This is a genomic window from Microbacterium psychrotolerans (assembly GCF_031085295.1).
GTDB classification, from domain to species: Bacteria; Actinomycetota; Actinomycetes; order Actinomycetales; family Microbacteriaceae; genus Microbacterium; species Microbacterium psychrotolerans.
The window spans coordinates 833,381-858,009 of sequence record NZ_JAVFWO010000003.1; the positions used below are offsets into that span (position 1 = coordinate 833,381).

26 protein-coding genes and 1 pseudogene are annotated in these 24,629 nt (G+C 71.8%); 13 read left to right on the plus strand and 14 right to left on the minus strand.

Annotation, left to right across the window (positions count from 1 at the left end; all coding sequences use genetic code 11):
- Positions 1-3 precede the first annotated feature (3 nt).
- A complete protein-coding gene (metX, locus tag Q9R08_RS12705; protein ID WP_308868408.1) occupies positions 4-1,209 on the minus strand; it encodes a homoserine O-acetyltransferase MetX in 1,206 nt (401 codons plus the stop codon).
- 101 nt (positions 1,210-1,310) lie between these two features.
- Here metX and Q9R08_RS12710 point away from each other — a divergent pair, with 101 nt between their 5' ends.
- Positions 1,311-1,556: a hypothetical protein gene (locus tag Q9R08_RS12710; RefSeq protein WP_308868410.1), complete on the plus strand. Its 246-nt coding sequence runs from the start codon at positions 1,311-1,313 to the stop codon at positions 1,554-1,556.
- A 62-nt stretch (positions 1,557-1,618) separates the two neighbouring features.
- Here the strand turns inward: Q9R08_RS12710 and Q9R08_RS12715 are convergent, their stop codons facing one another.
- The gene (locus Q9R08_RS12715; protein WP_308868411.1) at positions 1,619-2,941 is read right to left on the minus strand and encodes a bifunctional o-acetylhomoserine/o-acetylserine sulfhydrylase; all 1,323 of its coding nucleotides are present in this window, start codon (positions 2,939-2,941) and stop codon (positions 1,619-1,621) included.
- 233 nt (positions 2,942-3,174) lie between these two features.
- On the opposite strand from Q9R08_RS12715, the gene Q9R08_RS12720 reads away from it, so the two are divergent.
- Genes Q9R08_RS12720 through Q9R08_RS12735 form a run of 4 tightly spaced genes read left to right on the plus strand, consistent with a single transcriptional unit; the run spans position 3,175 to position 6,191 of the window.
- Positions 3,175-3,963: an SDR family oxidoreductase gene (locus Q9R08_RS12720; protein ID WP_308868412.1), complete on the plus strand. Its 789-nt coding sequence runs from the start codon at positions 3,175-3,177 to the stop codon at positions 3,961-3,963.
- Positions 3,960-4,853, plus strand: a complete 894-nt coding sequence (locus Q9R08_RS12725) for an alanyl-tRNA editing protein (RefSeq protein WP_308868413.1) — start codon at positions 3,960-3,962, stop codon at positions 4,851-4,853. The genes Q9R08_RS12720 and Q9R08_RS12725 overlap by 4 nt, the downstream gene beginning before the upstream one ends.
- The gene (locus Q9R08_RS12730) at positions 4,853-5,545 is read left to right on the plus strand and encodes a uracil-DNA glycosylase (RefSeq protein WP_308868414.1); all 693 of its coding nucleotides are present in this window, start codon (positions 4,853-4,855) and stop codon (positions 5,543-5,545) included. The genes Q9R08_RS12725 and Q9R08_RS12730 overlap by 1 nt, the downstream gene beginning before the upstream one ends.
- A 34-nt stretch (positions 5,546-5,579) precedes the next feature.
- Entirely contained in the window at positions 5,580-6,191 is a 612-nt protein-coding gene (locus Q9R08_RS12735; RefSeq protein WP_308868415.1) for a GNAT family N-acetyltransferase, read from the plus strand.
- 3 nt (positions 6,192-6,194) lie between these two features.
- Here the strand turns inward: Q9R08_RS12735 and Q9R08_RS12740 are convergent, their stop codons facing one another.
- The 8 genes from Q9R08_RS12740 to Q9R08_RS12775 form a co-directional block, all read right to left on the minus strand.
- Entirely contained in the window at positions 6,195-6,665 is a 471-nt protein-coding gene (locus Q9R08_RS12740) for a hypothetical protein (RefSeq protein WP_308868417.1), read from the minus strand.
- Positions 6,643-7,713, minus strand: coding sequence for a M4 family metallopeptidase (locus Q9R08_RS12745; protein ID WP_308868418.1), 1,071 nt, complete (start codon positions 7,711-7,713; stop codon positions 6,643-6,645). Before Q9R08_RS12745 ends, Q9R08_RS12740 begins: the two co-directional genes overlap by 23 nt.
- 62 nt (positions 7,714-7,775) lie before the next feature.
- Positions 7,776-8,546 (minus strand): ATP-binding cassette domain-containing protein, encoded by a 771-nt coding sequence (locus tag Q9R08_RS12750; RefSeq protein ID WP_418001351.1) that lies wholly within the window; start codon positions 8,544-8,546, stop codon positions 7,776-7,778.
- Between the two features lie 23 nt (positions 8,547-8,569).
- On the minus strand, positions 8,570-9,358 hold the full coding sequence (locus tag Q9R08_RS12755) for an ATP-binding cassette domain-containing protein (protein ID WP_308868420.1): 789 nt from the start codon (positions 9,356-9,358) through the stop codon (positions 8,570-8,572).
- Positions 9,355-10,224, minus strand: a complete 870-nt coding sequence (locus Q9R08_RS12760; RefSeq protein WP_308868501.1) for an ABC transporter permease — start codon at positions 10,222-10,224, stop codon at positions 9,355-9,357. The genes Q9R08_RS12755 and Q9R08_RS12760 overlap by 4 nt, the downstream gene beginning before the upstream one ends.
- A 107-nt stretch (positions 10,225-10,331) precedes the next feature.
- The gene (locus Q9R08_RS12765) at positions 10,332-11,282 is read right to left on the minus strand and encodes an ABC transporter permease (RefSeq protein WP_308868421.1); all 951 of its coding nucleotides are present in this window, start codon (positions 11,280-11,282) and stop codon (positions 10,332-10,334) included.
- The gene (locus Q9R08_RS12770; protein ID WP_308868422.1) at positions 11,279-12,790 is read right to left on the minus strand and encodes an ABC transporter substrate-binding protein; all 1,512 of its coding nucleotides are present in this window, start codon (positions 12,788-12,790) and stop codon (positions 11,279-11,281) included. The genes Q9R08_RS12765 and Q9R08_RS12770 overlap by 4 nt, the downstream gene beginning before the upstream one ends.
- 182 nt (positions 12,791-12,972) lie before the next feature.
- Entirely contained in the window at positions 12,973-13,929 is a 957-nt protein-coding gene (locus Q9R08_RS12775) for an alpha/beta fold hydrolase (RefSeq protein ID WP_308868423.1), read from the minus strand.
- Between the two features lie 67 nt (positions 13,930-13,996).
- Here Q9R08_RS12775 and Q9R08_RS12780 point away from each other — a divergent pair, with 67 nt between their 5' ends.
- From Q9R08_RS12780 to Q9R08_RS12800, 5 genes are all read left to right on the plus strand, one after another.
- Positions 13,997-14,506, plus strand: a complete 510-nt coding sequence (locus Q9R08_RS12780; protein ID WP_308868424.1) for a carboxymuconolactone decarboxylase family protein — start codon at positions 13,997-13,999, stop codon at positions 14,504-14,506.
- Between the two features lie 59 nt (positions 14,507-14,565).
- Positions 14,566-15,261, plus strand: coding sequence for a tyrosine-protein phosphatase (locus tag Q9R08_RS12785; RefSeq protein WP_418001352.1), 696 nt, complete (start codon positions 14,566-14,568; stop codon positions 15,259-15,261).
- A gap of 84 nt (positions 15,262-15,345) precedes the next feature.
- Complete coding sequence (locus tag Q9R08_RS12790; RefSeq protein ID WP_308868426.1) at positions 15,346-15,822, plus strand: SIP domain-containing protein; 477 nt, start codon at positions 15,346-15,348, stop codon at positions 15,820-15,822.
- 63 nt (positions 15,823-15,885) lie between these two features.
- Positions 15,886-16,440: a hypothetical protein gene (locus Q9R08_RS12795; protein ID WP_308868427.1), complete on the plus strand. Its 555-nt coding sequence runs from the start codon at positions 15,886-15,888 to the stop codon at positions 16,438-16,440.
- 175 nt (positions 16,441-16,615) lie between these two features.
- Positions 16,616-16,939, plus strand: a complete 324-nt coding sequence (locus tag Q9R08_RS12800; RefSeq protein ID WP_308868428.1) for a hypothetical protein — start codon at positions 16,616-16,618, stop codon at positions 16,937-16,939.
- 59 nt (positions 16,940-16,998) lie between these two features.
- Here Q9R08_RS12800 and Q9R08_RS12805 read toward each other — a convergent pair whose 3' ends face one another.
- The 4 genes from Q9R08_RS12805 to Q9R08_RS12820 all read right to left on the minus strand — a co-directional run bounded on the left by Q9R08_RS12805 (position 16,999) and on the right by Q9R08_RS12820 (position 21,317).
- Positions 16,999-17,457: a Fe-S oxidoreductase gene (locus Q9R08_RS12805; protein WP_308868429.1), complete on the minus strand. Its 459-nt coding sequence runs from the start codon at positions 17,455-17,457 to the stop codon at positions 16,999-17,001.
- Positions 17,454-18,287 carry an arginase family protein gene (locus Q9R08_RS12810; RefSeq protein ID WP_308868430.1) on the minus strand — a complete coding sequence of 278 codons (834 nt, stop codon included), beginning with the start codon at positions 18,285-18,287 and terminating at the stop codon, positions 17,454-17,456. The genes Q9R08_RS12805 and Q9R08_RS12810 overlap by 4 nt, the downstream gene beginning before the upstream one ends.
- Before the next feature lie 154 nt (positions 18,288-18,441).
- The gene (locus Q9R08_RS12815) at positions 18,442-19,179 is read right to left on the minus strand and encodes a PspA/IM30 family protein (RefSeq protein WP_308868431.1); all 738 of its coding nucleotides are present in this window, start codon (positions 19,177-19,179) and stop codon (positions 18,442-18,444) included.
- Positions 19,180-19,277: 98 nt separating this feature from the next.
- Entirely contained in the window at positions 19,278-21,317 is a 2,040-nt protein-coding gene (locus Q9R08_RS12820; RefSeq protein WP_308868432.1) for a TPM domain-containing protein, read from the minus strand.
- 208 nt (positions 21,318-21,525) lie between these two features.
- On the opposite strand from Q9R08_RS12820, the gene Q9R08_RS12825 reads away from it, so the two are divergent.
- The 3 genes and pseudogenes from Q9R08_RS12825 (at position 21,526) to Q9R08_RS12835 (ending at position 24,603) form a co-directional block, all read left to right on the plus strand.
- A complete protein-coding gene (locus Q9R08_RS12825; RefSeq protein WP_308868433.1) occupies positions 21,526-22,368 on the plus strand; it encodes a DUF3097 family protein in 843 nt (280 codons plus the stop codon).
- Positions 22,369-22,480: 112 nt separating this feature from the next.
- Positions 22,481-23,227: a tRNA (guanosine(46)-N7)-methyltransferase TrmB gene (gene trmB / locus Q9R08_RS12830; protein ID WP_308868434.1), complete on the plus strand. Its 747-nt coding sequence runs from the start codon at positions 22,481-22,483 to the stop codon at positions 23,225-23,227.
- Positions 23,228-23,332: 105 nt separating this feature from the next.
- A pseudogene (locus tag Q9R08_RS12835) lies at positions 23,333-24,603 on the plus strand (MFS transporter).
- The last annotated feature ends 26 nt before the right edge of the window (positions 24,604-24,629 follow it).

Consider the following 24,629-nt stretch of genomic DNA (forward strand, 5'->3'; position numbering starts at 1 on the left):
GAATCAGGATTCGAGCAGGCGCCGCAGGTGCGCGCCGACCGCGTGCGTCTCGATCAGGAAGCCGTCGTGGCCGAAGTCGCTCGAGAGCACGACGGCGCGGTCCCCGTCGAGGGTGTGACGGATGCCGCGGGCGATGCGGTGCTGCCCGTCGATGGGGAACAGCCGGTCGCTGTCGATGCCGAGCACCAGCGTCGTGGCCGTGACGAGGGCGAGCGCGTCCTCCACGCCGCCGCGATCACGGCCGACGTCGTGGGAGTTCATCGCCTCGACGAGCGTGATGTACGAGTTCGCGTCGAATCGCCGCGTGAACTTGTTGCCGTGGAAATCGAGGTAGGACTCGACCGCGAAGCGTCCGTCGTGGCCGAGCGGGCTCACGCCCGACTGCCAGCTGCGCTGGAACCGCTGATTGAGCTCGGTGGGGGAGCGGTAGTTCAGGAGGGCCATGCGGCGGGCGAGGGCGAGTCCGCGGTTCGGGCCGTCCCCGTCGCCCGCGTCGTAGTACTCGCCGCCCTGGAAGCGCGGATCGATGCGGATCGCCTCCTGCTGCACCGAGTTGAGGGCGATCTGATCGGCGGTGTTGACCGGGGGCGACGACAGGATGCCGACGCGTGCGACACGATCGGGCAGCATCACCGCCCACTCGAGCGCGTGCATGCCGCCCATGGAGCCGCCGACGACCGCAGCCCAGACGTCGATGCCGAGCGCGTCGGCCAGGCGCACCTGCGCGGCGACCTGGTCGCGGATCGTGAGGTACGGGAAGCGCGATGCCCACTCGTAGCCGTCCGGGCCGATGGAGGCCGGACCCGTCGAGCCCTGGCAGCCCCCGAGCATGTTCGGAGCGATGACGAACCAGCGGTCGGTGTCGATGGGTGCGCCCGGGCCGACGATGTCGTCCCACCATCCGGAGGTCGGATGGCCCGCCCCGGCCGGTCCGCGCACGTGGCTGTCGCCGGTGAGGGCGTGCAGCACGAGGACGGCGTTGTCGCGCGCGGAATTGAGCTCGCCCCACGTCTCATAGGCGAGGCGGTAGGCGGGGAGCTCCCGACCGCCCTCGGTGCGGAACGAGCCGAAGGCGGCGAAGTGGCGGTCGCCGACGGGGTCGCCGTCACGCCACGCGCCGGTCGCCGGCGGACGCCCCAGCAGCAGCCGGGCGTCGGCCTCCGTCACCGGCGCGCTGGGCACCGTGTCTTCGGAGGTCTGCCAGTCCATTCGTCCATTCTCGCGTGCCGGTGCGGGCCGACGCGGTCTGTTACGGGTACCGGCGCGGCGCGTGACATCGGCCGTGCACCCGCGCGTGGGATGATGCGCGCATGTCCAGCGCTGAGCCCTTCATGCCCGCCCACGAGCCATCGCCGTCTGCTCCGCCGGAGGAGCACGACATCGATCACGACGCCGACGTGCTCTTCGATTCCGCGGACGCGAGCGAGGACACCCTTGCTGACGCGCAGCCGTGGCACACCAACGCCGCAGCGGCGCCGCTGCCGCGTCCGGTGGCCGGTGCGCAGCTCACCCGCGAGCAGCTGTCCGCCGACCTGGCTTCCGACGGCGGCGAATGACGGATGCCTCGGCCCGGCGCAGTGCGCCGGGCCGAGGCATCCGTGTGTCCCGAGGAGGGGTATCAGGCGCGAGCGGCCTCCGACACGCGCCGGGCCGCCGCGAGTGCCTGCTCGAGGTCGGCCTTGAGATCGTCGATGTTCTCGAGCCCGACCGAGAGGCGCACGAGGCCCGGCGTGACGCCGGTCGTGAGCTGCTGCTCGGGCGTGAGCTGCGAGTGCGTCGTCGACGCGGGGTGGATCACGAGCGAGCGCACGTCGCCGATGTTCGCCAGGTGGCTGAACAGCGTGAGCGAGTTGACGAACTCGCGGCCCGCCTCGACACCGCCCTTGAGCTCGAACGACAGCACCGCGCCGACGCCCTTGGGGGCGTAGTTGTTCGCGGCGGCGTACCAGGGCGAGGTCGGCAGGCCCGAGTAGTTGACCGACGCGACGTCGGCGTGGTTCTCGAGCCACTCGGCGATCTCCTGCGCGTTCTGCACGTGACGCTCGACGCGCAGCGACAGCGTCTCGATGCCCTGGATGAGCAGCCAGGCGCTGTTCGGCGAGATCGCCGCACCCAGGTCGCGCAGCAGCTGCACGCGCGCCTTGATGATGTAGGCGAGGCCGTCGCCCACCGCCGCGGTGTACGACGCACCGTGGTACGACGGGTCGGGCACAGTCAGGCCGGGGAACTTGTCGACGTTCTTCGACCACTCGAAGGTGCCGCCGTCGACGATCACGCCACCGATGGTGGTGCCGTGGCCGCCCAGGAACTTCGTGGCGGAGTGGACGATGATGTCGGCGCCGTGCTCGAACGGCTTGATGAGGTACGGGGTGGCGATCGTGTTGTCGACGATGAGCGGCACGCCGTTCTCGTGCGCGACGTCGGCGACGGCCCGGATGTCGAGCACGTTGATCTTGGGGTTGCCGATGGTCTCCGCGAAGAACAGCTTCGTGTTCGGCCGGACGGCGCGGCGCCACTCCTCGGGGTCGTCCTGGTTCTCGACGAACGTCGTCTCGATGCCGAGCTTGGCGAGCGTGTACTTGAAGAGGTTGTACGTGCCGCCGTAGATCGAGCTCGACGAGACGATGTGGTCGCCGGACTCCGCGATGTTGAGGACGGCCGAGGTGGCGGCGGCCTGCCCGCTCGCGAGGAGCAGGGCACCGGTGCCGCCCTCGAGTGCGGCGAGGCGCTCCTCGACGACGGCCTGCGTCGGGTTCTGGATGCGCGTGTAGATGTTGCCGAACTCCGCGAGAGCGAAGAGGTTCGCCGCGTGGTCGGCGTTGTCGAAGACGTACGACGTGGTCTGGTAGATCGGCGTCGCGCGAGCCTTCGTCACCGGATCGGGCTGCGCCCCCGAGTGGATCTGCTTGGTCTCGAAACGCCAGTTCTCGGGTGCGGACATGGCTTGCTCCTGCGGGATCGGATGCCGGGAGCAGGCGCCCCCAGCCGGGTTCGACAGTACGGACCGCCCCTGTTGTCAACAACCCGCGGGAAATGTGACGTAACCTCCTCGGCTCTCCTCGCCGCCGTTCCCCGTTCACTTGCGCGGGATGTGCGGCGCTCCCGGCGCGTCGCCTACCGGCAGCGCACGTCAACGAGTGTGGGGGCGGGCACGCGGGTGGGTAGCGTGGAGGCATGGCGAACAGACGTGCAGTGGTGACCGGCGCGAGCTCGGGGATCGGGGAGTCGGCGGTGCGCGCACTGCGGGCGACCGGCTGGGACGTGGTCGGTGTGGCGCGACGCGCCGACCGACTCGCAGCGCTCGAGGCCGAGACCGGTGCCGACGCCTTCGCGGCAGACCTGACATCCGATGCCGACGTGGAGGCGCTCACCGCCTTCCTGGCCGAGACCGGACCGCTCCACGCGCTCGTGCACGTGGCCGGTGGCGCACGCGGCACCGACCGCGTCGAGGACGGCCGCGTCGAGGACTGGCAGTGGATGTTCGAGGCCAACGTGCTCTCGGCGCAGCGGCTCGTGTCGGCGCTGCTGCCGCAGCTGCGGCGGGCCGCGGCATCCGACGGTCACGCCGACACCCTCTTCGTCACCTCGACCGCCGCGCAGACCGCGTACGCCGGGGGCGCCGGCTACAACGCCGCCAAGGCGGGCGAGGCCATGCTGGCGCACGCGCTCCGCCTCGAGCTCAACGGCGAGCCGATCCGCGTCGTGGAGATCGCCCCCGGCATGGTGCACACGCCCGAGTTCACCCTCAACCGCCTCGGCGGCGACAGCGCCGCCGCCGAGCGCGTCTACGACGGCGTCGAGAATCCGCTGACCGCCGACGACGTGGCCGACGTGATCACCTACGCGCTCAACGCACCCGGCCACGTAAACCTCGACCTCATCACCATGCGTCCGGTCGCCCAGTCTGCGCAGTTCCTCCTCGCCCGCGGTCCGCTGCGCCCTCGCGGCACGGAGGAGCTGTGATCCCCACCGGCGGCACTGCCGTCACCTATCCGGCGGGCGCGATCGCCTCCCGGAGCACTGTCGTCCACGTCGCCGACGCCGGTGACGGCCGTAGGGCCGTCGTGCTCGACGAGACAGCGTTCCATCCCGTCGACACGGCGTGGCCCGACCAGCCGGCCGATCGCGGCACGCTGAGCGTCGACGGTGCCGACCTCACGGTGATCGCCGCGGTGGTGGGAGCTCTTCCGGTCGACGCATCACCCGCGGACCGGCTCCTGCTCGGCGCGGAGGTGCCGGTGCGCACCGGCACCGAGGGGTGGACCTTCGTCGTGGCGCACGTTGTCGACGGCGAGGCGCCGATCGCCGAAGGCGACGCCGTCGAGGTGACGGTGGACGCCGCGTACCGCGTCGCGCTGTCGGCCGGGCACACCGCGTGCCACCTCGCCTCGCTCGCCCTCGATGCGGCTCTCGCGGGCGCCTGGCGGAAGGATGCCCCGGCCGACGCCCTCGGTTCCCCGGCCTTCGATGCGCTCGCGATCCAGGAGTCGCGCATCGTCGCGGACGGCTCGGTCGATGTGTACCGCATCGGCAAGTCGCTGCGGCGCAAGGGATTCGACCCGGAGGCGCTCGCCGACCTCGACGCGCTCGCCGCGCGCGTCGACGCACAGCTGGCGCAGTGGCTCGCGGCCGGCGGCGCCGTGCGCATCGAACGCGACGGCGATGCCCTGGCCGACCGCCGCACGTGGGTGTGCGACCTGCCCGGCGGGGCCGCGCGCATCCCGTGCGGAGGGACGCACGTCGCCTCGCTCGAGGAGCTCTCGGCGGCGACGGTCTCGTTCGCGGCGACGACGGTCGAGGGCGGTATCGAGCTCGTCATGACGACGACCGCGACACGGGCCGAGGCACCGTGATGCCCCTCACGCTGCCCGAGCTCGCCGACGCGGGCCTCATCGACCCTGACTGGTCGACGGCGCTCGAGCCCGTGGCGCCCGACATCGCCGCACTGGGGGACCGGCTCCGGGCGGAGGTCGCCGCGGGCCGCCACTACCTGCCGGCCGGGGACCGGGTGCTGCGCGCGTTCCAGCGCCCGCTGCCCGACGTCAAGGTGCTCATCGTCGGGCAGGACCCCTACCCGACGCCGGGGCATCCGATCGGGCTGTCCTTCGCCGTCGATGCGCACGTGCGGCCGCTGCCGCGGAGCCTCGCCAACATCTACCAGGAGCTCGAGGCCGACCTCGGCATCCCGCGCGCCCCGCACGGCGACCTGTCGGCGTGGAGCGACCAGGGCGTCATGCTGCTCAACCGCGTGCTGACCGTGGCGCCCGGGGCCCCGGCATCCCATCGAGGCTGGGGGTGGGAGAAGGTGACCGAGCACGCCATCCGCACCCTCGTCGCCCGCGACCAGCCGCTCGTCGCGATCCTCTGGGGGCGGGATGCCGCGAACCTGCGGCCGCTGCTCGGAACGACGCCGATCATCGAGTCGCCGCACCCGTCGCCGCTGTCGGCCAGCCGGGGCTTCTTCGGCTCGCGGCCGTTCTCGCGCGCCAACGAACTGCTCGCACAGCAGGGCGCGACACCCGTCGACTGGCGGCTGCCCGCCTAGGGCGTCCCGCTCACCGGACATCGAGGAGGAGCGCATGCTCGAGGAGGAATACGAGAAGGATCGGCGGCGCCTGCCGCGGCACCTGCAGCGCCAGCCCGAGCCCGAGCGCCCCTTCTCTTTCACGATCCGCCCGGTCGAGGACCGCGACATGCCCGACATCCGCGAGATCTACAACTACTACGTCACCAACTCCGTGGTGACCTTCGACGAAGACACGTGGTCGCTGCGGCAGTGGCGAAAGAAGCGCGACGGTCTCGCCAAGCAGGGCCTGCCGTTCCTGGTCGCCGAGTCACCCTCGGGGCAGATCCTCGGGTACGCACTGGTGCAGCCGATGTCGAGCAAGTCCGCCTACCGGTACTCGGTCGAGAACTCGATCTACCTCGGGCAGGCGGCGACCGGGAAGGGCCTCGGCAAGGCGCTGCTCGAGGCGCTCATCGAGGCGAGCGAAGCGGTCGGCATCCGCCAGATGGTCGCGGTGATCAGCGACAAGGGCGCGGAGGGCTCGATCGCCCTGCACGAGAAGCTCGGCTTCGTCGAGGTCGGTCGCATGGGTCGCGTGGGCTTCAAGTTCGGGCGGTGGCTCGGCACGATCTACATGCAGAAGGCCCTCAACCCGGTGAAGAAGAAGGGCCTCTTCACCCGCTGAGCGTCATCGGCCCGGCCGCTCCGGCGCGGCGGACGCGCCCTTGCGGCTCCAGTCGCGCACGGCGTCGACGAGCTCCCGCCAGGCACCCACGACCTGGTCGTCGTACAGCTCCGCCTCCCGCGGGTCCGTCCCCGACCAGCTCGCGCGGATGAACCACACGAAGCCGTCGGGCATCGGACTGCGGGATTCGACAGGCGTCGCCTGGGCATCGTCGGCGGGGGCCTGCGCCGCGATCCGCTGCGGCGCGTCGTCTTCCGCCCTGGCGGCTCCGCCGGGTGCCGGATGCGCCTCGTTCCACGGACAGCGGTCGATCAGCGTGATCCACTCGGACGCCTCGGTCTCGGGCGGCTGGGCCGACCAGCGGCGCGTGATGCCGGCGATGCCGCCGGTGCGCGCGACGTCCACCTCGACCGCGGGCAGCGGTTGCTCCGCGTCGGTCGGTCCGGTCGTCTCAGGAGTCGGGTTCTGGGTCATCCGGGATCACGCCGACGCCCGCCCACCCGGCGCGGACGGCGTCGACCTCCTCCGACTTCTCACCGTACTCCGCGGCCGCCGCGGCGAGGGTGGCGCGGGCGAACGTCGTGAAATCCGCCGTGGACGGCACCGTGCCGGAGGTGAGCGCGCGGTACCAGATCAGCCCCGCCTTCTCCCAGGCATGGCCGCCCAGCGCGGTCGCGACGAGGTAGAACGCGTGGTTCGGGATGCCGGAGTTGATGTGCACGCCCCCGTTGTCGTCGCGGGTGTCGACGTAGTCGCGCATGTGGGCGGGCTGCGGATCCTTGCCGAGCACATCGTCGTCGTACGCCGTGCCGGGAGCGGCGAGGGACCGCAGGGCGCGCCCCTGAACGGCATCCGTGAAGATGCCCTCGCCGATGAGCCAGCTCGCCGCGTCGGCGGTCTGCCCGTTGCGGTGCTGATCGGCGAGAGCGCCGAACACATCGGCGATCGACTCGTTGAGCGCACCGGACTGACCGCGGTAGAGGAGCCCGCCCTCGTCCTCGACGACGCCGTGTGCCAACTCGTGCGCGATGACGCTGAGCGACCCGGTGAACCCGCGGAACACCTCGCCGTCGCCGTCGCCGAACACCATGCGCTCGCCGTTCCAGAACGCGTTGTCGTAGTCGCGGCCATAGTGGACCGTCGCCAGCAGCGAGCCGGCCGAGCCGTCGATGCTGTCGCGGGCGAACGCGTCCCACCAGAAGTCGTAGGTCGCCCCGAGCCCGTCGAACGCCTCGTCGACGGCGGTGTCGCCGGTGGCGGCGTCGTCCTCGCCGCGCACGCGAACACCGGGCACGACCTCGCGCTGCCGGGCATCGGAGATCTCGCGGTCGGGAGCCGGCGTCGCCTCGGCGACGAGCGTGCCGGGCTCCTGGATCGACAGCCGCAGCCGCGACCTCACCGGGCGATACTCGCGCGGCGCGGCGAGCGTCGAGCGGGCCGCCTCGGCGGCGCGCGCCCAGCCCTCCTCCTGCAGGGCGGCGATACGGGCGAGCAGGTACGGCGGAACGATTCCGGGGGCCATGCTCCGAACCTATCGGCGGCCGCCGACGCCGGCTTTCGCCCCGCCGACCCGGCGCAGACGCATCAGGTGGCGTCGGCGTCGATGACGGGGATGGAGGCCAGCAGCCGTCGCGTGTACGCCACCTGGGGCTGCAGCAGCACCTTCTCGGTCGGCCCTTCCTCGACGATGCGGCCGTCCTTCATGACCACGACCTCGTCGCAGAGGTTCTGCACCACGCCGATGTCGTGCGAGACCAGCAGCAGCGCGAGCCCGTCCCTCACGCGCAGCTCGCCGAGCAGCTCGAGGATCTGGGCGCGAACCGTGACATCCAGCGCCGACAGCGGCTCGTCGCCGACGAGCAGGCGCGGGCGATGCACGATGGCGCGGGCCAGGGCGATCCGCTGGCGCTGCCCGCCCGAGAACTCGTGCGGGAACCGGTCGGCCATGCCGGCTTCGAGCCCGACGTCGTCGAGCACCTCGCGCACGCGCGCCCGGCGGTCGCCGTCGATCCCGAGCGCCCACAGCGGCTCGCCGACGATGCGGCCCACGCTCATGCGGGGATCGAGCGACGCGTAGGGGTCCTGGAACACGATCCCGGTCTGCCGGCGCAGCCAGTGCAGCGACCGCGCCGAGGCGCGGGCGTCGACGGGGCGTCCGTCGAACTCGACGGTGCCGGCAGAGGGGCTGTCGAGGGCGAGCAGCAGTCGTACGAGGGTCGACTTGCCCGAGCCCGACTCGCCGATGAGGCCGACCGACGAGCCTTCGCGCACATCGATGTCGGCGTCCTCGAGTCCGGTCGTGAAGCTGCGCCGCTCGAAGAACCCCGTCTTCGGGGCGGGGTAGCGGCGCGTCAGCCCTCGGCCGCGGATCAGCACGCTCACTCGGCGCCCCCCGGCCGCCAGAGCGTGGCGGTCGCATCACGGAGCAGCTCCTGCGTGACGACGGATGCCGGTGCCGACAGCAGCTGGGCCACCGGCGCCTGCTCGACGACGCGCCCGTGCTCGAGCACCACGCCGTGAGTGGCGATCTGCGACAGCACGGCGAGGTCGTGGGTGATGAAGACCAGCGACATGCCGTCGTCACGCGCGAGCGACAGCAGGAGGTCGAGGATCTCGGCCTGGATGGTGACGTCGAGGGCCGTGGTCGGCTCATCGGCGATCAGCAGCCGCGGGCGGCACGCGAGAGCCATGGCGATCGCGACGCGCTGCCGCTGGCCGCCCGACAGCTGGTGCGGATAGCGGGCCACGATGCGGTCGGGATCGGGGAGTGCGACTCGGGACGCCTCCGCGACGGCGCGGGCCGCGGCATCCCGCTTCGACAGCCCCTCGTGGATGCGGATCGACTCGCCGATCTGCCTGCCGACGGTGCGGATGGGGTTGAGGGCGGTGCGCGGCTCCTGGAACACGATGCCGATCTCGTCGCCGCGGAGCTGTGCGAGCTCGCCGTCGGCGAGGCCGAGGATCTCGCGGCCGTTCCACCTCACGCTGCCCCCGGCGGTCGCGCCGTCGGGCAGCAGCCCGAGCACGGCGAGGGCGGTCAGGGACTTGCCCGACCCCGACTCGCCGATGAGGCCCACCCGGGCGCCGTCGGGAACGGCGAACGACACGCCGTCGACGACACGGCGCCCGCCGATCTCGATCGTGAGGTCGTCAACCTCGAGGCTCATGACACCACCTCGGGGATGTGCAGGCGCGCGCGGCGCGTGGCGAAGGGGCTGCGCGAGAGGGTGGGATCGGTTGCCTCGCGCAAGCCGTCGCCCAGCAGGTTGAGGCCGAGGACCGTGAGCGTGATGGCGAGGCCCGGCCACACCACCGACAGGGGGTGCACCGCGATGAACTGCTGCAGCTGAGCGAGCAGGAGGCCCCAGGACGGCTCGGTCACCGGTGCGCCGAAGCCTAGGTACGACAGGCCCGCCTCGGCGAGCACGGCGACCGCCATGCCCCACGAGAGCTGCACGATGAACACCGGTGCGACGTTCGGCAGCAGGTGCCGCCACAGATTCTGCGCCGGGGTGAGACCCGACGCGCGGCCGGCCAGCACGAAGTCGCTCTGCAGCACCCGTCGGAGCTCCGGGCGGGTCACCCGCGCGATGTTCACGCCGAAGCCGATGCCGACCGCCCAGATCACCACCCACAGCGATCCGCCCCACACCGCCGAGATCATCATGGCGATGATGAGGACGGGGAACGCGATGAGGATGTCGACGAACACCGCCACCGACTCGCGCACCCACCGCGCGGTGAGCGCGCCGAGCGCGGCGAGGGAGATGCCGATCACCGTCGCGACGACCCCGGCGCCGACGGCGACGAACACAGTGGTGCGGGCGCCGGCCATCAGCAGACTCAGGATGTCGCGGCCCGACCCGTCGGTGCCGAGCAGGTGCGGCCAGCCAGGAGGCGCCCAGCGGTCCGAGATCTCGACCTGCTGCGGGTCGAACGGCGTCCAGAAGCGGGCGATGACAGCGGTGAGGACGACCACCGCGACGACGATGAGGCCGAACCGGCCCGTCGACAGCCCCCACAGCCGCCGCAGCCACGCCCAGCGCGACCGACGCCGCGCCGCGGCCGGCGCCGCGGCTCCGGCATCCGTCGTCGCACCCGTGGGAGCCGGGCCGCCGGTTCCTGAACCCGTCGAACGGCTCACGAGGCCTCCCGCTGACGGGGGTCGATGACGCGGTGCAGGAGGTCGACCACGAACCCTACGATGAGCACGAACCCGGTGAGGACGAGCAGTTCGCCCTGCACCTTGGGGAGGTCGCGCGCGGCGACGTCGGCGACCAGCATGCGGCCGATGCCGGGGAGCGAGAAGAGCTGCTCGATCACGACGGCGCCGACGATGATGCCGGCGACCTGCAGGCCCAGCACGGTGATCACCGAGAGACCGACGACGGGCAGGCCGTGGCGGATGAGCGCCTGGTCGCGGGTGAGTCCCTTCGCCGCGGCCGTGCGCACGAAGTCCTGCCCGACCGCCTGGAGGGTCGCGCTGCGCACGAAGCGCAGCAGCATCGCGCCCTCGACGATGCCGATCGTGAGCGCGGGGAGGATCAGCGAGCGCAGCGCCGCCGACGGGTCGTCCCACCCGGCGCGGGGGAAGCCCTGGGCGGGGAGCCACCCGAGCCAGACGGCGAAGACGACGACGAGCATCATGCCCGCCCACACCACCGGGACCGCCGCAACCGCCTGCGCGCCGACGCTGAGTGCCGTGCCGTCGGCCCGGCCGCGCCGCATCGCCGAGAGCACGCCGAGCGGCACGCTGATGACGACGGCGATGAGGAGCGACAGGATGCCGAGAGGCACCGTGACCTCGGCCTTCTGGGCGAGCTCGTCCACGACGCGGGATCCTGTGAGCAGGGACGTCCCGAGATCGCCGCGGAGGAGGCCGCCGATCCAGTCGAGGTACTGCTCCGGCAGCGGCCGGTCGAGACCGAGCCGCTCCCGGATGGCGTCCTGCTGCTCGGGGCTCGATCCCACACCCGCGATGAGATGCGCGATGTCACCCGGGAGCACCCGGAGCGTGACGAAGATCAGCACGCTGGCGACGAGAAGCCCGAGCAGAAGCAGGGCGAGACGGGTCAGCGCGTACCGGATCACCCGTTGCTCTTGGCGATCTCGGCGATGTTCAGGCGCTCGTTCACGTTGATCGAGGGCATACCGGTGATGTTAGTGCCGACCGCGACGACGGACGCGCCGTTGTACAGCCAGTCGGCGCCCGAGTCCTCCGACACGATGCGGGCGGCCTGCTTCAGCAGATCGGCCGCTTCGGCCTCGTCGGTCGCGGCGAGCGACCGGGCGTACAGCTCCTGCACCTCCGGGTTGTCGTAGGTGAAGTAGTAGTCCGGGTTCGCCCAGTTCTCGAAGTCGTGGGCCTCGGTGTGCAGCACGAAGCTGAGGTCGTAGTCGTGGTTCGTGTAGACGTCGGTGAGCCACGTCGTGAAGTCCACGGAGTTCACATCGAGCGTGATGCCGACCTCGTCGAGGTCCGACACGAGGATCTGCGGGATCGTCGTCGAGTAGAAGCTCGGGATCGTGAGCGTGAGCTCCAGATCCTCGGCGCCGGCGTCTGCAAGGAGGGCCTTGGCGGCCTCCGGGTCGTAGGGGGCGACATCCGAGAGATCCTCGTAGCCGGGGTCGAGCTCGGGGATCGGGCCGTACTGGGTCTGCCCCGAGGCGAGCGCCTCGATGATGGCGTCGTGGTCGATCGCCTGACGGATGGCCTGGCGCACGCGCTTGTCGGCGAGCGGGCCCGACGTCTGGTTGAAGGCGAGCGTGCCCTTGTCGGTGGACTGGCCGAGCACCAGCGAGAAGTCGCCGTTCGCCTCGACCTGGTCCTTCAGGTTGGCGTCGAACCCGGTGAGCACGTCGACCTCGCCCGCGAGCGCCGCGTTGAGCGCGGCCTGGTTGTCGGGGATGTAGTCGAACACGACCTCCGCCGCCCCTGCCTTGTCGCCCCAGTACGCGTCGTTGCGTGAGAAGGTGATGCTGTCGCCCTGGCGCCAGTCGGCGAGCACGAACGGACCGGTGCCGTTCGCGGCGGTCTTGTAGTCGACGGTGTCGCCCTCCTTGAGGACGATGCCGGCCCGGCCGGTGAGGTTCCACAGCAGTGTCGAGTCCGGCGCGCTGAGGGTCAGCGTGACGTCCTGCCCCTCGGCCGCGATCGACGTGACGTTCGCCAGCCGGGCGGAATCCCGCCATTCAGGGGTGTCGCGGCGGGTGGTGAGCGACCACACGACGTCCTGCGGGGTCAGCGCCTGCCCGTCGTGGAAGGTGACGCCCTCGCGGAGCGTGAACGTGTAGGTGAGGCCGTCGGGAGATACTGTCCAGTCGCTCGCGAGCGCCGGCACGATGTCCTGCTCGGGCGTGCGGGCGACGAGCCCCTGGTAGATGTTGTCGACGAGGATCTGATCGAGCGCCGAGCCCGCCGTCTCGCGGATGTCGAGGTTGCCCGGCTCCAGCACCAGCCGGATCGCGACAGACGCGTCCGGGTCGGGCTCGCCCGGCGACGTCGGCGCGACGTCGCCGCTCCCGCCGCTGCAGGCGGTGAGGACGAGAAGGCCGGCGGCGAGCAGCGAGGCGGCGGCGAGAGTGGTGCGGCGGAGCATGAAGATCCTTTCGGGGGAGGGTCCCGTGTGCTGTGCGGCGACTGTTGCCGTGCGGCACCGGGGCCGATCGGGGCGGCCGCCGGTGCGCGTAACAGCCTAGGGATATCGCGACGACGAACGGCAATCCGCTACCCGGAACGCAACAGAAGCGTTAAGGCTTCCCCGGGCGCGGATCGACGCGGTCAGGACGCGCCGGCCAGGGTGCGCAGCCGTTCGCCGAGCTCGGTCGGGATCTCCTCCTGCACGTTGTGGCCCGATGGCACCACGACGACGGATGCCTCTGGCACGCGCCGCACGAACTCGGCGGCATCCGCGTCCGTGACGTACCCCCGGTCGCCGCGGAGCAGTGTCGTCGATGCCGAGACAGCCGCGAGGTCCTCCCACCCGGATTCGCCGAGCACCGAGCCCACGGCGTCCTGCTGTGCGGACGCCTGCGCCGCCGCGGCAGGGGACGCGGAAGCCGCGTTCGCGAGGTGCGCGAAGTGGTGCTTCCACTCGACGCGCCCGTCCGGACGGACGCGGGAGTTGAAGTAGACGCCGCGCTCGGCCTTGCGGCGGGTTCCGCCGCCCAGCCCGAACGCCAGTGCGCGGTCGACGAGCTCGTCGCGGGACGCCCAGTCCACGGGGCCGGCGAAGAAGTCGCGGATCTGGGTGGGGCCGGCGTTCGGATCGACGCCGGGCGTGATGTCGATGATGACGAGCTCGCGCACGAGGTCCGGGCGGGATGCCGCGACCGCCGCCGCCGTGAGCCCGCCGAGCGATTGACCCACGAGCAGCTGCGGCCGGTCCGTCCAGGCCTCGATGCCGGCTGCCACGTCAGGGGCGAGCACGCGGGCGATGTACGCGATGTCGTCGCGCCACGACGAGTCGCCGTGCCCGGGCAGGTCGATCGCGAGGGCGGGGAGGCCGAGCGCCAGGATCGTGGTATCCCACGTGTGGGCGTTGAGGCCGGCGCCGTGCAGGAAGGTCACCACCGGTGCCGCGTCGGGCGCGTCCGCGGTCGCGTAGCGCAGGGCGCTGAGCGTGCGGCCGTCGGGAAGGGCGAGCGTCAGCCGCTCGCCGCGGGGAGTCGGGCCGTCGATGCCGGCCTCGGCCGCCTGCTCGGGAAGGAACGAGAACTCGTCGGTGGGGTCGCTCACCCGCTCATTGTGCCCCACAGCGACGTCGCCCGGCCCGCCGCAGCCGACCCGTCGGTAGTCTGGCGTCATGACGGCAGAACACCGCGTGCACCTCTCGCGAGCGGCGCGACCCGCCTACCAGGCGCTCTCCGCGTTCTCGAAGACCGTGGGCGGCATCGCCGCCGAGAACGGCATCGACGACCGGCTCAAAGAACTGGTGCAGATCCACGCCTCGCAGCTCAACGGCTGCGCCTACTGCGTGCGCGTGCACGTAGAGCGGGCGGTCGCCGCCGGCGTGACGGCGGACGACATCGCGCAGCTGCCCGTCTGGCGCGAGTCGGGCGTCTTCTCGGATCGTGAGCGCGCCGGTCTGGAACTGGCCGAGTCCTATGTCTTCATCCACGAGGCGGGCATCCCCGACGAGGTATACGACAGCGTCGGAGGCGTGCTGAGCGAGAAGGAGTACGTGGCGCTCAGCTGGATCCTCGTGTCGATCAACGCGTTCAACCGCATCGCGATCGCGGGCCGCTACAGCACCCCGCCGCGCGACGACCTCGTCGGCGAAGACAAGGACGCCGCCGCGGGCGCCGCGTGGTGACCGTCCCCCCGCCGGCCCCGGGCGACGCTCTGCCCGCGGACCCGTTCGTGCCGGGGGCGATGAACCTCCGTGACGTCGGCGGCCTGCCTGCGGGCTCCGGCACGACACGTCACGGGGTGCTGTTCCGCTCCGGCAACCTCGCACGGCTCGATGCCGCGGGCACGCGCGCACTGGCGGAGCTGCGCCTCCGGCGCATCATCGATCTCCGCGCCGACGACGAGATCGCGCGCGAGCCCAGCCGCATCGCCGGCCTCGACATCGTGACGCAGCGCGTACCGCTCTTCCTGGGGTCGGTCGAGTCGTTCTTCCGCGACGATCTCAGCCTCGACGAGATGTACCGGCGCCTCGTCGACGATTCGTCCGAAGGTGTCGTCGCGGTCGTCCGCGGCATCCTCGCCGACCAGCCGGTGCTCGTGCACTGCACGGTCGGCAAGGACCGCACCGGCGTGACGATCGCGCTCACCCTCGCCGCCGCGGGCGTCGACACCGAAGCCGTCGTCGGCGACTACGCGCGCACCGAGGGTCTGCTTCCGCCGCAGCGCAACCGCAAGATCGTCCAGACGCTGCGCTCCCTGCATCCCGAGGCGGTTCACCTCGAAGACCTGGCGACCCGCTCACCCGCGCCGGTCATGCGCGCCCTGCTCGAGGATGTCGCCCATCGGTACGGATCGGCGGGGGATTATCTGCGAGCCCATGGCCTCGCCGACGACGAGATCGCCGAACTTCGCCGCGTACTGCTCACTCAGGACGCCTGAACCCGCTTCCGCGCGGCGCTGATTCTTTCGCTGTGTATCACTGAGGTAAGGCAACCCTTCATAGGTGGTTATACTGGAGGAGCCATGCCCCACACCACACAGCCTCAGGCCGTCGCGCACAACGCGTCGGCGTGCCGCGCGTCGCGTCATACGCGCGTGCAGCACCTGATCACGGCGGACGAGTCCTCGCTGGCCGAGCTCGAGGCCGTGCTCGCGACGCTGCCGATCTGCTCGACCGGCCGGGTCTTCGTCGAGATCCCTGACGAGTCGTGGCAGGCGCACATCACGGCGCCGAGCCGAATGGTCGTGACGTGGCTGGATCGCTCGCAGCGCTCCGGCGCGCCTGGCACCGGCCGCGGCTGCGCATCGGGCGAGGCCCTCGCGCGCGCCGTCACCGCCTGGGCCGACGAGATGCTCTGCGCCGAGGACGACCAGACCCGCATCCACCTGCTGGGCGGCTATCTGGGCACCGCCGACATCGTCGACCACCTCGTCGAGCTCGGCATCCGCGCGGACTCCATCCACGCGCCGGAGCAGTACGGCCTGACCACCGCGCGCTGAGCGCCGCGCCGGCACGCCGCGTGCCGGGGCGCCCCGGCGGGCGCTATCGGTACAGTCATGCGCATGACGCAGACTGCCGCCGCCTCGCCCGCGCTCGCCGTCGATCCTCGCGACCTCCGCATCCCGACGTGGATCGTCGTGTGGCTCACCATCTCGGCCGTCATCCAGACGTATGACGCCTGCTACGTGCTGCTCGGCCCCCTCTCGCATTCCGGAGGGCCCCTCGCCGCTTTCTGGCCTGGCCATGTCTTCTACGGCACGTTCGACCATCGCTACGGGCAGTTCGACGCTTTCGGCAGTGCGCAGAGCTGGGCGAACCTCATCGAGGTCGTGTTCATCGTGTGGGCACTGTTCCACGCGCGCCGCTGGTCAGGTGTCGTCGTGGCGCTCCTGGTCACGGTGGCCACGTTCTGGAAGACCGTGATCTATTTCCTCGTCGAAGCCTCGAGCGGCCTCGAGATGACGCGCCAATCCCTGGAGCGCGGCGATCTCGTGGGCTTCCTCATGGTGGCGGTGCTGCCGAACCTCTTCTGGATCGTCTTCCCGCTCGCCGTCGTGATCGTCCTGGGCCGCCAGGTCTATCGCGTCGGCCGCGCCGCATCCGTCCGGACCGCGTGAGGCGGCGCATCGGGTTGCTCCGATGCGATCCGCTCCGGCTTGTCCGGTTCGGCTGAGCACTCTGCACCACATCCGACCCGGGCACTCCGACCCCCTTGACGCCGATCGAGCCGAGGAGTTCGATGACAGCCGCGGGCGACCGCGCCCGCTGATCCACAAGGGGAAGGGGCGCATCATGCGCAGGAAGATCATGCTGGGCTTCGCGGTGGGGGCCGTCATCGTGCTCGGTTCCGCGGGCGGCGCGTTCGCGGGCGAGTTCAACGGCAACGGCGAGCCGACCGGCGGCCCGAGCCACGCGAACTCGCCGTGCGTGTACTCCGGGTTGGAGGACCACGAAACCGACGGTTCCGGCGTCGAGCCCGGGGAGACCCAGAACTGGGGCCAGTTCGATCAGGAGGTCCGCAAGGCTGTCAGCCTGCATGGCGGTGGCGCTTCCGAGGTCTACATTCCCGAACTGGGAGAGTGGGGCTGCAACGGCCACACGCAAGGGATCAAGTGATCCGCGGACGCGGCCGGGTGCTCCCGGCCGCGTCCCCGTCGCTCCGTTGTCTCGGTGAGTCAGGCCGTGCCGCGCGGCACGTAGTTGCCGTCCGCCAGCCCCGCTTCGATCTCGAACCGGTTGCGCAGCGGATTCCTGCCGGCGAAGAGGTACAGCAGCGGCATGAGCAGGCCGTAGCGCTGCCACTGACGCTTGTGCACGGCCTCGTGCCGCAGCAGCGCATCGCTGATGCGCCCGTCGCCGGTGAGGAAGCATCCGCCCACGCACGAGCCGCCGCGTGGGAAGGTCCAGCGCGGCATCCCGCGGAACACCCACAGCCCTTCGCGCTTCTCGATGGGACCGGTGCTCCACAGCGTCCCCCACACCCAGCCCACCGCGCAGCCGTACCAGTAGCCGACGCGGCTGATGGGCGAGTCCAGCAGGAACGAGGGGATGAGCTCATCGACGCGCCTGCCGCGGGCCACGGAGCGCTCCGCTGCGGCGCGCCAGCCCGCCGGTGGCGGCGGGATGGGGCTCATGCGAGCGCCCCGATCACGCGGAGGATCGCACCCAGGTCGTCGGTGGCGGCGTCGGCCGACGCGGGGGAGTAGCCGGCGAGGGATGCCCCGACCAGCGGCACCCGCTCGCGCAGGCGCCCGATCGCGACCGTCAGCTCCGCGACGGTGACGCCGAACGGCTCGGGATGCGCATTGCCGGCGATCTCCGCCGGATCCAGCGCGTCGATGTCGACGTGGATGTAGACCCCGTCGGCTCCGGTGGCGAGCACCGCGTCGGCGAGAGCGTCGGCATCCCGCAGCGCCTCCACGGTCAAGGCGGCGATGCCGAAGTCGGCGACGGCCGCGAGCTCGGGATCGTCGAACGAGCGTGCACCGCCCACGATGACCCGCTCGGGCGCGACGGCGCCGTCGAGCCGCAGGCCCGGTTCGCCGTCGCCGATCACGGCGCGCAGCACCATGCCCGCGAACGCGCCGGACGGCGACGAGTCGGGCGAGTTGAGGTCGGGGTGCGCATCGATCCACACCACGGCGAGGCCGGGGGAGCGCCGCGCCGCGTGCGCGATCGGCGCGAGCGCGATGCCGCAGTCGCCGCCGATGGTGAGGACGGGCTCGTCGGGCGCGCCGACCTCATGCGCGTCGAGGGCGTCGGCCACCATGCCGCGCACGCGCTGCAGAGCGCTGAGGCGATGGATGCCGGTGCCCAGCGACTCGCCGGCCTCCATCGGCACATCGAGCACCGTGGTCGAGGACCGGGGGAGGTCTCCAGCGATGGCCTGGGCGCCGTCGATGAGCTGCATCGCGCGGGAGGACGGGCTTCCCTGCCACTGCGGAACCACGAGGTATCGCGTCATCCCCTCATCTTCTCGTACACCGACGGCTGCAGCATCCGTCCGCGCAGCGAGGAGCCGTGCTGTGGGCGAACACGGCGCGCGGGGGGCCTGCCTCCCCCGACGGCGAAGGGCGCCGGATCCTCACGGATCCGGCGCCCTCGTCACCCCGGAGGGGTCAGTTCTCGATGGCGGCCTGCACCGGGGTGCCGGACTTGAGGGCGGCGAGGCGCGCCTCGACCTCCGTCAGCTCGCCGACGTCCTCGAGCGCGTTGAACTGGGCGTCCAGGCTCGACGCGGCAAGCTCCTGCTTGCCGGCGGCCAGGGCCTCCTGGCGGCGGACCTTGTCCTCGAACCGGCCGAGCTCGCTGGTGGGATCGAGCACGTCGATCGACTTGACGGCGTCGTGGACCTTGTTCTGGGCCTCGGCGGTCTTGGCGCGTGCCAGCAGTTCGGAGCGCTTGGACCGCAGCTGCTCCAGCTTCTGCTTCATGCCGTTGAGGCCCTCTTTGAGCTTGTCGACGACCTCGTTCTGCGTCGCGATGGTCGGGGCGATCGCCCTCGCCTCGTTCTCCTCGCTGATCTGGCGCTGCAGCGCGATCTTGGCGAGGTTGTCGAACTTGTCGGCGTCGGTGGTGTTGCCGGCCTTGCGCAGCTCGTCCGCCTTGCGGCTGGCGGCGAGGGCCTTGTTGCCCCACTCGGCGGCCGCCTGGACGTCCTCCTGGTGGTCGCGCTCGAGCAGGCGCAGGTTGCCGATCGTCTCGGCGATGGCCGACTCGGCGTCGGCGATCGAGTTCGTGTAGTCGCGCACGAGCTGGTCGAGCATCTTCTGCGGGTCCTCTGCGGAGTCGAGGAGTGCGTTGATGTTCGCCTTCATGAGGGTCGAGATGCGACCGAAGATGGACTGCTTCGCCATCGGATTTCCTTCCTATCGGACTTCAGTTCTGGTCGGTGAGTTCTGTTCAGGCAATGGATGCCGCGCGCGTCGCGTGCGGGCGGCTCCGCGGGGAGAGGTCAGAAGCGGCCACCTCCTCGGCGGGCGCGTGTGCCGCCGCCTCCGAAGCTACCGGGTCGCATCCCGCCGCCCGAGGAACGGCCGCCGCCGCCCAGCATGCCGCCCAGACCGCCCAGGCCGCCGCCGGAGGAGCGCCCGCCGCTCAACACGGAGTTGAGCACGATGCCGCCGAGCACGGCGCCGAGCATGCCGCCGCCGGACTGGCCACCGCCCTGCGACCCGCCGCCGAACATCCCGCCCATGCCGCCGCCGTCGAAGGCGCCGACGTCGTTCTGCGCGAGCTGGATCGCCTGCCCCGCGAGCTGGTCGGCGCGCTGTGCCTGCTGCATGGCCTGCTGCGGGTCGCTGGCCTGCAGCGCCTGGGCACGGGCGAGCGAGGCACCGGCCTCGGCCAGGCGCGTGCGGGCCTGCGCGCCGACGGCGCCGCGGCGCGCGATGATGTAGTCCTCTGCGGCGGATACCTGCGCCTGGGCCTGCATCATGACCTGCCCGACCATCTGGCGGGCGCGCTCGGCCTGAGCCGCGGCGTCCCGCACGCCCTGCACGAGTGTGTCGATCTGCGTGTTGGCCGCCTCCAGACTCTGCAGGGCCGCCAGGGGGCGCTTGCCAGTGCCGGTGAGCTGTGTGCGCGCGGCATCGAGCTGCTGCCGCGTCGCGGCGATCACGCTCGCGATGCGGCCGTCGGCGTCGGGCAGCGCCGAGGCCGCTGCGATGTCGCTCTCGAGCTCGGCGACCAGCGCGGTGGCGTTGCGCTCGCCGGCGGCGAGGTCGGTCGCGAGCTTCTCGATCGCGTCCTCGAGCAGCGTCGCCTGGCCGACCGCTTCTTCTGCGGCCCGGATGCCGACCGCGGCCTCGCCACCGTCGCCGGCGCCGATCGCGGTCTGCGCGGCGGTCAGCTGCTCGTCGGCGAAGGCGAGGCGCTGGCGCGCCTGTGCGGGGTTGTCGACGACGGTCGCAAGGGCCTCGGGGGCGTAGGCCGACTGCAGCTCCTGCAGTCGCGCCGCCGCCTGGTCGAGGGATGCCGCGGCCTTGGCCCGCTCGTCCTGCACGCGGGACAGCGCCTCGGGGGCGTTCTGCTCGAGCTTGCGCAGCTCGTCGAAGGCGGCGGCCTTCTCGTCGAGCAGCGCGTTGGAGGCCTCGCACAGCGAGATGATGCGCTCGTTCCAGGCGCGGGCGTCCTGCGGCGAGTCGGGGGTGGCGTCGTCGAGCTGCTGCTTGAGCCCGAACGCCTCGTCGAGGCTCTGCTGCGCGGTCGCGAGCGCCGCCTCGAACTCGGTGGTGGCGGCATCCCCGAACTGCGCCTTTGCGAAACCGAGCTCCTGGGCGCTCGTCTTGATCGCATTGTCCGTCTCGACGAGGAGCGACGACGCGCGTCGTTCGAGCTCCTCGATGCTCGGCTGCGGCGGCCCGCCCGGGCCGTCCGGCACGGCGCCCCGGTTGCGCCGGCGCCGCAGGAACATCACCAGCAGCACGATCCCGACGCCGACGACCACGATGACGAGGAGCCAGGTGAACCACGACCCCCCGCCGGAGGCGCCGGAGTCGACCGCGCCCGAACCGCCGCCGGCGGCGTCGGTCAGCCCATCGGCCGCGGCGTCCACGGCGCCGAGCCAGTCATCCTGCGCGAGGGCGGGCTGGATCCGCTGCTGCTCGATCGTGTCGACCTGGTCCTGGGTCAGCGGCCCGGCCGAGTCTGCCGAGAGGTAGTACTGGCGTCCTTCGGTCGCGACGGCGAGGAGGTACTGCGTGGTTCCCAGCCCGTTGTCGTCCGCGGTCTGGTTCGCCCAGTCGGCGGCGTCCGCGGGGTCGGTGAAGTCGTCGACGTAGACGACCCAGAGATCGAGTCCGGTGTCGGACTTCAGCTGCTCGAGGCGGCTCTGCGCCTCGGCCTCCTCCGTCGGCGACAGCACATCGGCGTCGTCGAGCACGAAGCCCGGCTCGAGTGTCACCGGGGGAGTCGCCAGCGCGGCCGAGCCGCCGATCGCCGTGACCGCGACCACCGCAGCGGACGCCAGCGCTGCAGCCCATCGCAGTCGCATCGATCCCCCCTCTGGGATTCGGGTTACCCCTCCGGCGAGTCTATTCAGCCGCGGGGATACGACGATAGCCCACGGCCCCTGCGCCGCATGTGTGTTCGCCGAGAACGTACGCTTTCTGGTCGACCGGGGATCCGGGGGCGGCGCGATGCGGGTCGCTGCGGGGCGCCGCTGTGGCCGGCCGGTAATCTTGCCGATCCGGAGGAGGACCATGGACGATCGCTACGGCGCCGATGTGCTGGCCACGGGGTGGAAGGGGCACGGGGTGCGGGAGCTGCCGCGCGTTCCGGCATCCCGCGATCTCGTGGTCGAGGTGGCGGACGACGGATTCTGCGGGGCCGTGGTGGGCGTGGCGGGCGGCGTGGTCGAACTCGAAGACCGATCCGGCCGCCGCCGGATGTTCCCGCTGGGCCCCGGGTTCCTCATCGACGGCAGGGACGTCGTGCTCGGGCCGCCGGCCGCGGCGCCGGTCGCCACCGGGCCCCAGCGGACCGCGTCGGGATCGTTCGCCGCCGCCGACGCCCGGGCACGCACGGCGCGGGCCAGCCGCATCCTCGTGGAAGGCCGCCACGACGCCGAGCTCGTCGAGCGGGTCTGGGGCGACGATCTGCGGGCCGAGGGCGTCGTCGTCGAGTACCTGCAGGGCATCGATCTGCTCGACGCCGCGCTCGACGAGGAGCCGCCGTCGGCTGCGCGCCGCTACGGCGTCCTCGTAGATCACCTCGTGCCCGGGTCGAAGGAGTCGCGCATCGCGGATGCGATCGCGCGCGGACGCCACGGCGCTCATGTGCTCATCGTCGGGCACCCTTGGATCGACGTGTGGCAGTGCGTCACTCCACGTGCGGTGGGGATCGAGCGCTGGCCCGAAGTGCCGCGCGGCATCGCGTTCAAGGTGGGCGTGTGCCGGGCGCTGGGCTGGCCGGCGCGCGACCAGGCCGACATCGCACGGGCCTGGCAGCGCATCCTGGCGTCGGTGAAGAGCTACCGCGACCTCGAGCCGGCGTTCCTGGGGCGCGTGGAGGAGCTCATCGACTTCGTCACGGTGCCGCAGTAGGGACCGTGCCGTTGTCCGGACCGGGACACGGCAGCCTCGTGCGACGGCTGTGTCGGCGACCGTCGCGCTCGCACGAGACGGCGGCGTCCGGCGCGCTCGGTAGCCTGGTGGGGTGACGAACCCTGCCGCGCCGGCCCCCGAACCCCGCACCTTCCGTGAGAAGCCGGTGTCGTTCGTGCGCCGCAGCGGACGGATGTCGGAGGCGCAGGATCGCGCCTGGACCGACCTGGCACCTCAGTACGTGATCGAGGTGCCCCGCGATTCGGCGGCCACCAGCATCCTGCCGGGGTCGTCGATCGATCCCGTCGCCGTGTGGGGCCGTGAGGCGCCTCTCATCGCGGAGATCGGATCGGGTCAGGGACACGCGATCGTGCACGCCGCGACCTCGCGGCCCGATACCGACTTCCTGGCCATCGAGGTCTTCCGTGCGGGCCTGGCCCGCACCATGCTCGATGCCGACCGCGCCGGCGCGCGCAACCTGCGCCTGGTCGAGGCCAACGCGCCCGAGGTGCTGGAGCATCTGCTGCCGGCGGCATCCGTCGACGAGCTGTGGGTGTTCTTCCCCGACCCGTGGCACAAGAAGAAGCACACCAAGCGGCGCCTCGTCGCCGACGGGTTCCCTCGCATCGCGGCCGCCGCGCTCCGGGTCGGCGGCGTGCTGCGCCTGGCGACGGACTGGGAGGACTACGCGCGGCAGATGCGCGACGTCATGGCCGCCGCGCCGGAGTTCGAGCCGACGTTCGAGGGCGAGTGGGCGCCGCGCTTCGAAGGCAGGGTGCTCACGGCGTTCGAGCGCAAGGGCGCGCGTGTGGGACGCGACATCCGCGATCTCTCGTACCGCCGCGTCGCCAGATCATGAGCGCAGCGCCCGGCCCCGCCGCCGGGCCTGACCCGGCGCAGGACGCCGCGCCTGCAGCCCGCGGCCCCATCCCCGGGTCCGACCTGACGCAGGACGCCGCGCCCGGTGCGCGGCGCGACCGGTGGCGCTTCGTGCGTCCGCTCGCGCATCGCGACTTCCGCATGCTGTTCGGCGCCGTCGTGCTGTCGATCTTCGGCGCCGGCATGTGGGCCGTCGTCATGGTCTACACGGTCATCGACGCCGGCGGTGGTCCGGTGGAGCTGTCGGTCGTCGCCGCGGCGAACGCCGTCGGGCTGCTGCTCTGCGCGATCCCGGGCGGGATCGCCGCCGACCGCGTTCCGCGGCGCCTGCTGCTACGCGTCGTCGAGCTGCTGAACCTGCTCGCCATCACGTCCGTCGCCGTGGCCGGCGTGCTCGGCGCGGTGACCATCCCGCACCTCGCGATCGTCGCGTTCGTGCTGGGCGCGGGCGCCGGATTCTTCTTCCCCGCATACAGCGCGATCCTGCCGCGCATCCTGCCGCCGGCGCAGCTGCTCGCGGCCAACGGCCTCGAGGGCGCCATCCGGCCGGCCCTGCAGCAGGCGGCCGGGCCCGCCGCCGCCGGCATCGTCGTCGCCGCCGTGTTCGCGCCCGCCCATGCGGCGTGGGGTGTCGTCGCCGCCCACGCAATCGCGCTGGTGCTGCTGCTGTTCGTGCGCCCCGAACCGCCTGCCGCGGCCGGCGAGGAGCACGCGCCGCCGGCGGGCGTGCGGGGCGTGTTCCACGACCTGCGTGAAGCCGTCGGCTTCACCGTCCGCACCCCGTGGCTGCTGTGGACGCTGCTGTTCGCGACCGGCTGGGTGCTCGTGTTCCTGGGTCCCGAGGAGGTGCTGCTGCCGTTCCTCACGCGGCAGCGCATCGGTGCGGATCCTCGCCTGTTCGGCTTCCTGCTCGCGATCTACGGGATCGGCGGCGTCCTCGGGTCCATCGTGGTGTCGTCGATGAGGCTGCCGCGCCGGTACCTCACCGTGATGATCGGCGTCTGGTCCGTCAGCACGCTGCCCTTCGCGATCGTCGGCATCACGCACGACTACTGGGTCATGGCGCTGTGCCTGTTCCTGGTCGGGTTCGGGTTCAGCTACGGCAATGTGATCTGGGGAACGCTGCTGCAGCGTCGCGTGCCCCAGCGGATGCTCGGGCGCATCTCGAGCCTCGACTTCTTCGTGTCGCTCGCGCTCATGCCGTTGTCGATGGCGCTGGCAGGCCCGCTCGCGGAGGTGGTGCCCATCGAGGCGATCTTCATCGCGGCGGGCGTGATCCCGCTCATCCTCGGCGTGCTGGCCTACCTGGTGGCGGGGATGCCGAAGGATGAGATCGCGCACCCGCTCGACCACTGACCCCGTCCGCCCGACTCCCGGAGCCG

What these genes read in the sequence shown, in the direction of transcription:
- Q9R08_RS12715 (WP_308868411.1), bottom strand. Translation starts at nt 2,941, where the DNA reads ATGTCCGCACCCGAGAACTGGCGTTTCGAGACCAAGCAGATCCACTCG.
- metX (WP_308868408.1), bottom strand. Translation starts at nt 1,209, where the DNA reads ATGGACTGGCAGACCTCCGAAGACACGGTGCCCAGCGCGCCGGTGACG.
- Q9R08_RS12795 (WP_308868427.1), top strand. Translation starts at nt 15,886, where the DNA reads ATGACGCAGACTGCCGCCGCCTCGCCCGCGCTCGCCGTCGATCCTCGC.
- Q9R08_RS12730 (WP_308868414.1), top strand. Translation starts at nt 4,853, where the DNA reads ATGCCCCTCACGCTGCCCGAGCTCGCCGACGCGGGCCTCATCGACCCT.
- Q9R08_RS12815 (WP_308868431.1), bottom strand. Translation starts at nt 19,179, where the DNA reads ATGGCGAAGCAGTCCATCTTCGGTCGCATCTCGACCCTCATGAAGGCG.
- Q9R08_RS12800 (WP_308868428.1), top strand. Translation starts at nt 16,616, where the DNA reads ATGCGCAGGAAGATCATGCTGGGCTTCGCGGTGGGGGCCGTCATCGTG.
- Q9R08_RS12745 (WP_308868418.1), bottom strand. Translation starts at nt 7,713, where the DNA reads ATGGCCCCCGGAATCGTTCCGCCGTACCTGCTCGCCCGTATCGCCGCC.
- Q9R08_RS12720 (WP_308868412.1), top strand. Translation starts at nt 3,175, where the DNA reads ATGGCGAACAGACGTGCAGTGGTGACCGGCGCGAGCTCGGGGATCGGG.
- Q9R08_RS12825 (WP_308868433.1), top strand. Translation starts at nt 21,526, where the DNA reads ATGGACGATCGCTACGGCGCCGATGTGCTGGCCACGGGGTGGAAGGGG.
- Q9R08_RS12755 (WP_308868420.1), bottom strand. Translation starts at nt 9,358, where the DNA reads ATGAGCCTCGAGGTTGACGACCTCACGATCGAGATCGGCGGGCGCCGT.
- Q9R08_RS12770 (WP_308868422.1), bottom strand. Translation starts at nt 12,790, where the DNA reads ATGCTCCGCCGCACCACTCTCGCCGCCGCCTCGCTGCTCGCCGCCGGC.
- Q9R08_RS12710 (WP_308868410.1), top strand. Translation starts at nt 1,311, where the DNA reads ATGTCCAGCGCTGAGCCCTTCATGCCCGCCCACGAGCCATCGCCGTCT.
- Q9R08_RS12810 (WP_308868430.1), bottom strand. Translation starts at nt 18,287, where the DNA reads ATGACGCGATACCTCGTGGTTCCGCAGTGGCAGGGAAGCCCGTCCTCC.
- Q9R08_RS12785 (WP_418001352.1), top strand. Translation starts at nt 14,566, where the DNA reads ATGAACCTCCGTGACGTCGGCGGCCTGCCTGCGGGCTCCGGCACGACA.
- Q9R08_RS12790 (WP_308868426.1), top strand. Translation starts at nt 15,346, where the DNA reads ATGCCCCACACCACACAGCCTCAGGCCGTCGCGCACAACGCGTCGGCG.
- Q9R08_RS12805 (WP_308868429.1), bottom strand. Translation starts at nt 17,457, where the DNA reads ATGAGCCCCATCCCGCCGCCACCGGCGGGCTGGCGCGCCGCAGCGGAG.
- Q9R08_RS12735 (WP_308868415.1), top strand. Translation starts at nt 5,580, where the DNA reads ATGCTCGAGGAGGAATACGAGAAGGATCGGCGGCGCCTGCCGCGGCAC.
- Q9R08_RS12740 (WP_308868417.1), bottom strand. Translation starts at nt 6,665, where the DNA reads ATGACCCAGAACCCGACTCCTGAGACGACCGGACCGACCGACGCGGAG.
- Q9R08_RS12780 (WP_308868424.1), top strand. Translation starts at nt 13,997, where the DNA reads ATGACGGCAGAACACCGCGTGCACCTCTCGCGAGCGGCGCGACCCGCC.
- Q9R08_RS12820 (WP_308868432.1), bottom strand. Translation starts at nt 21,317, where the DNA reads ATGCGACTGCGATGGGCTGCAGCGCTGGCGTCCGCTGCGGTGGTCGCG.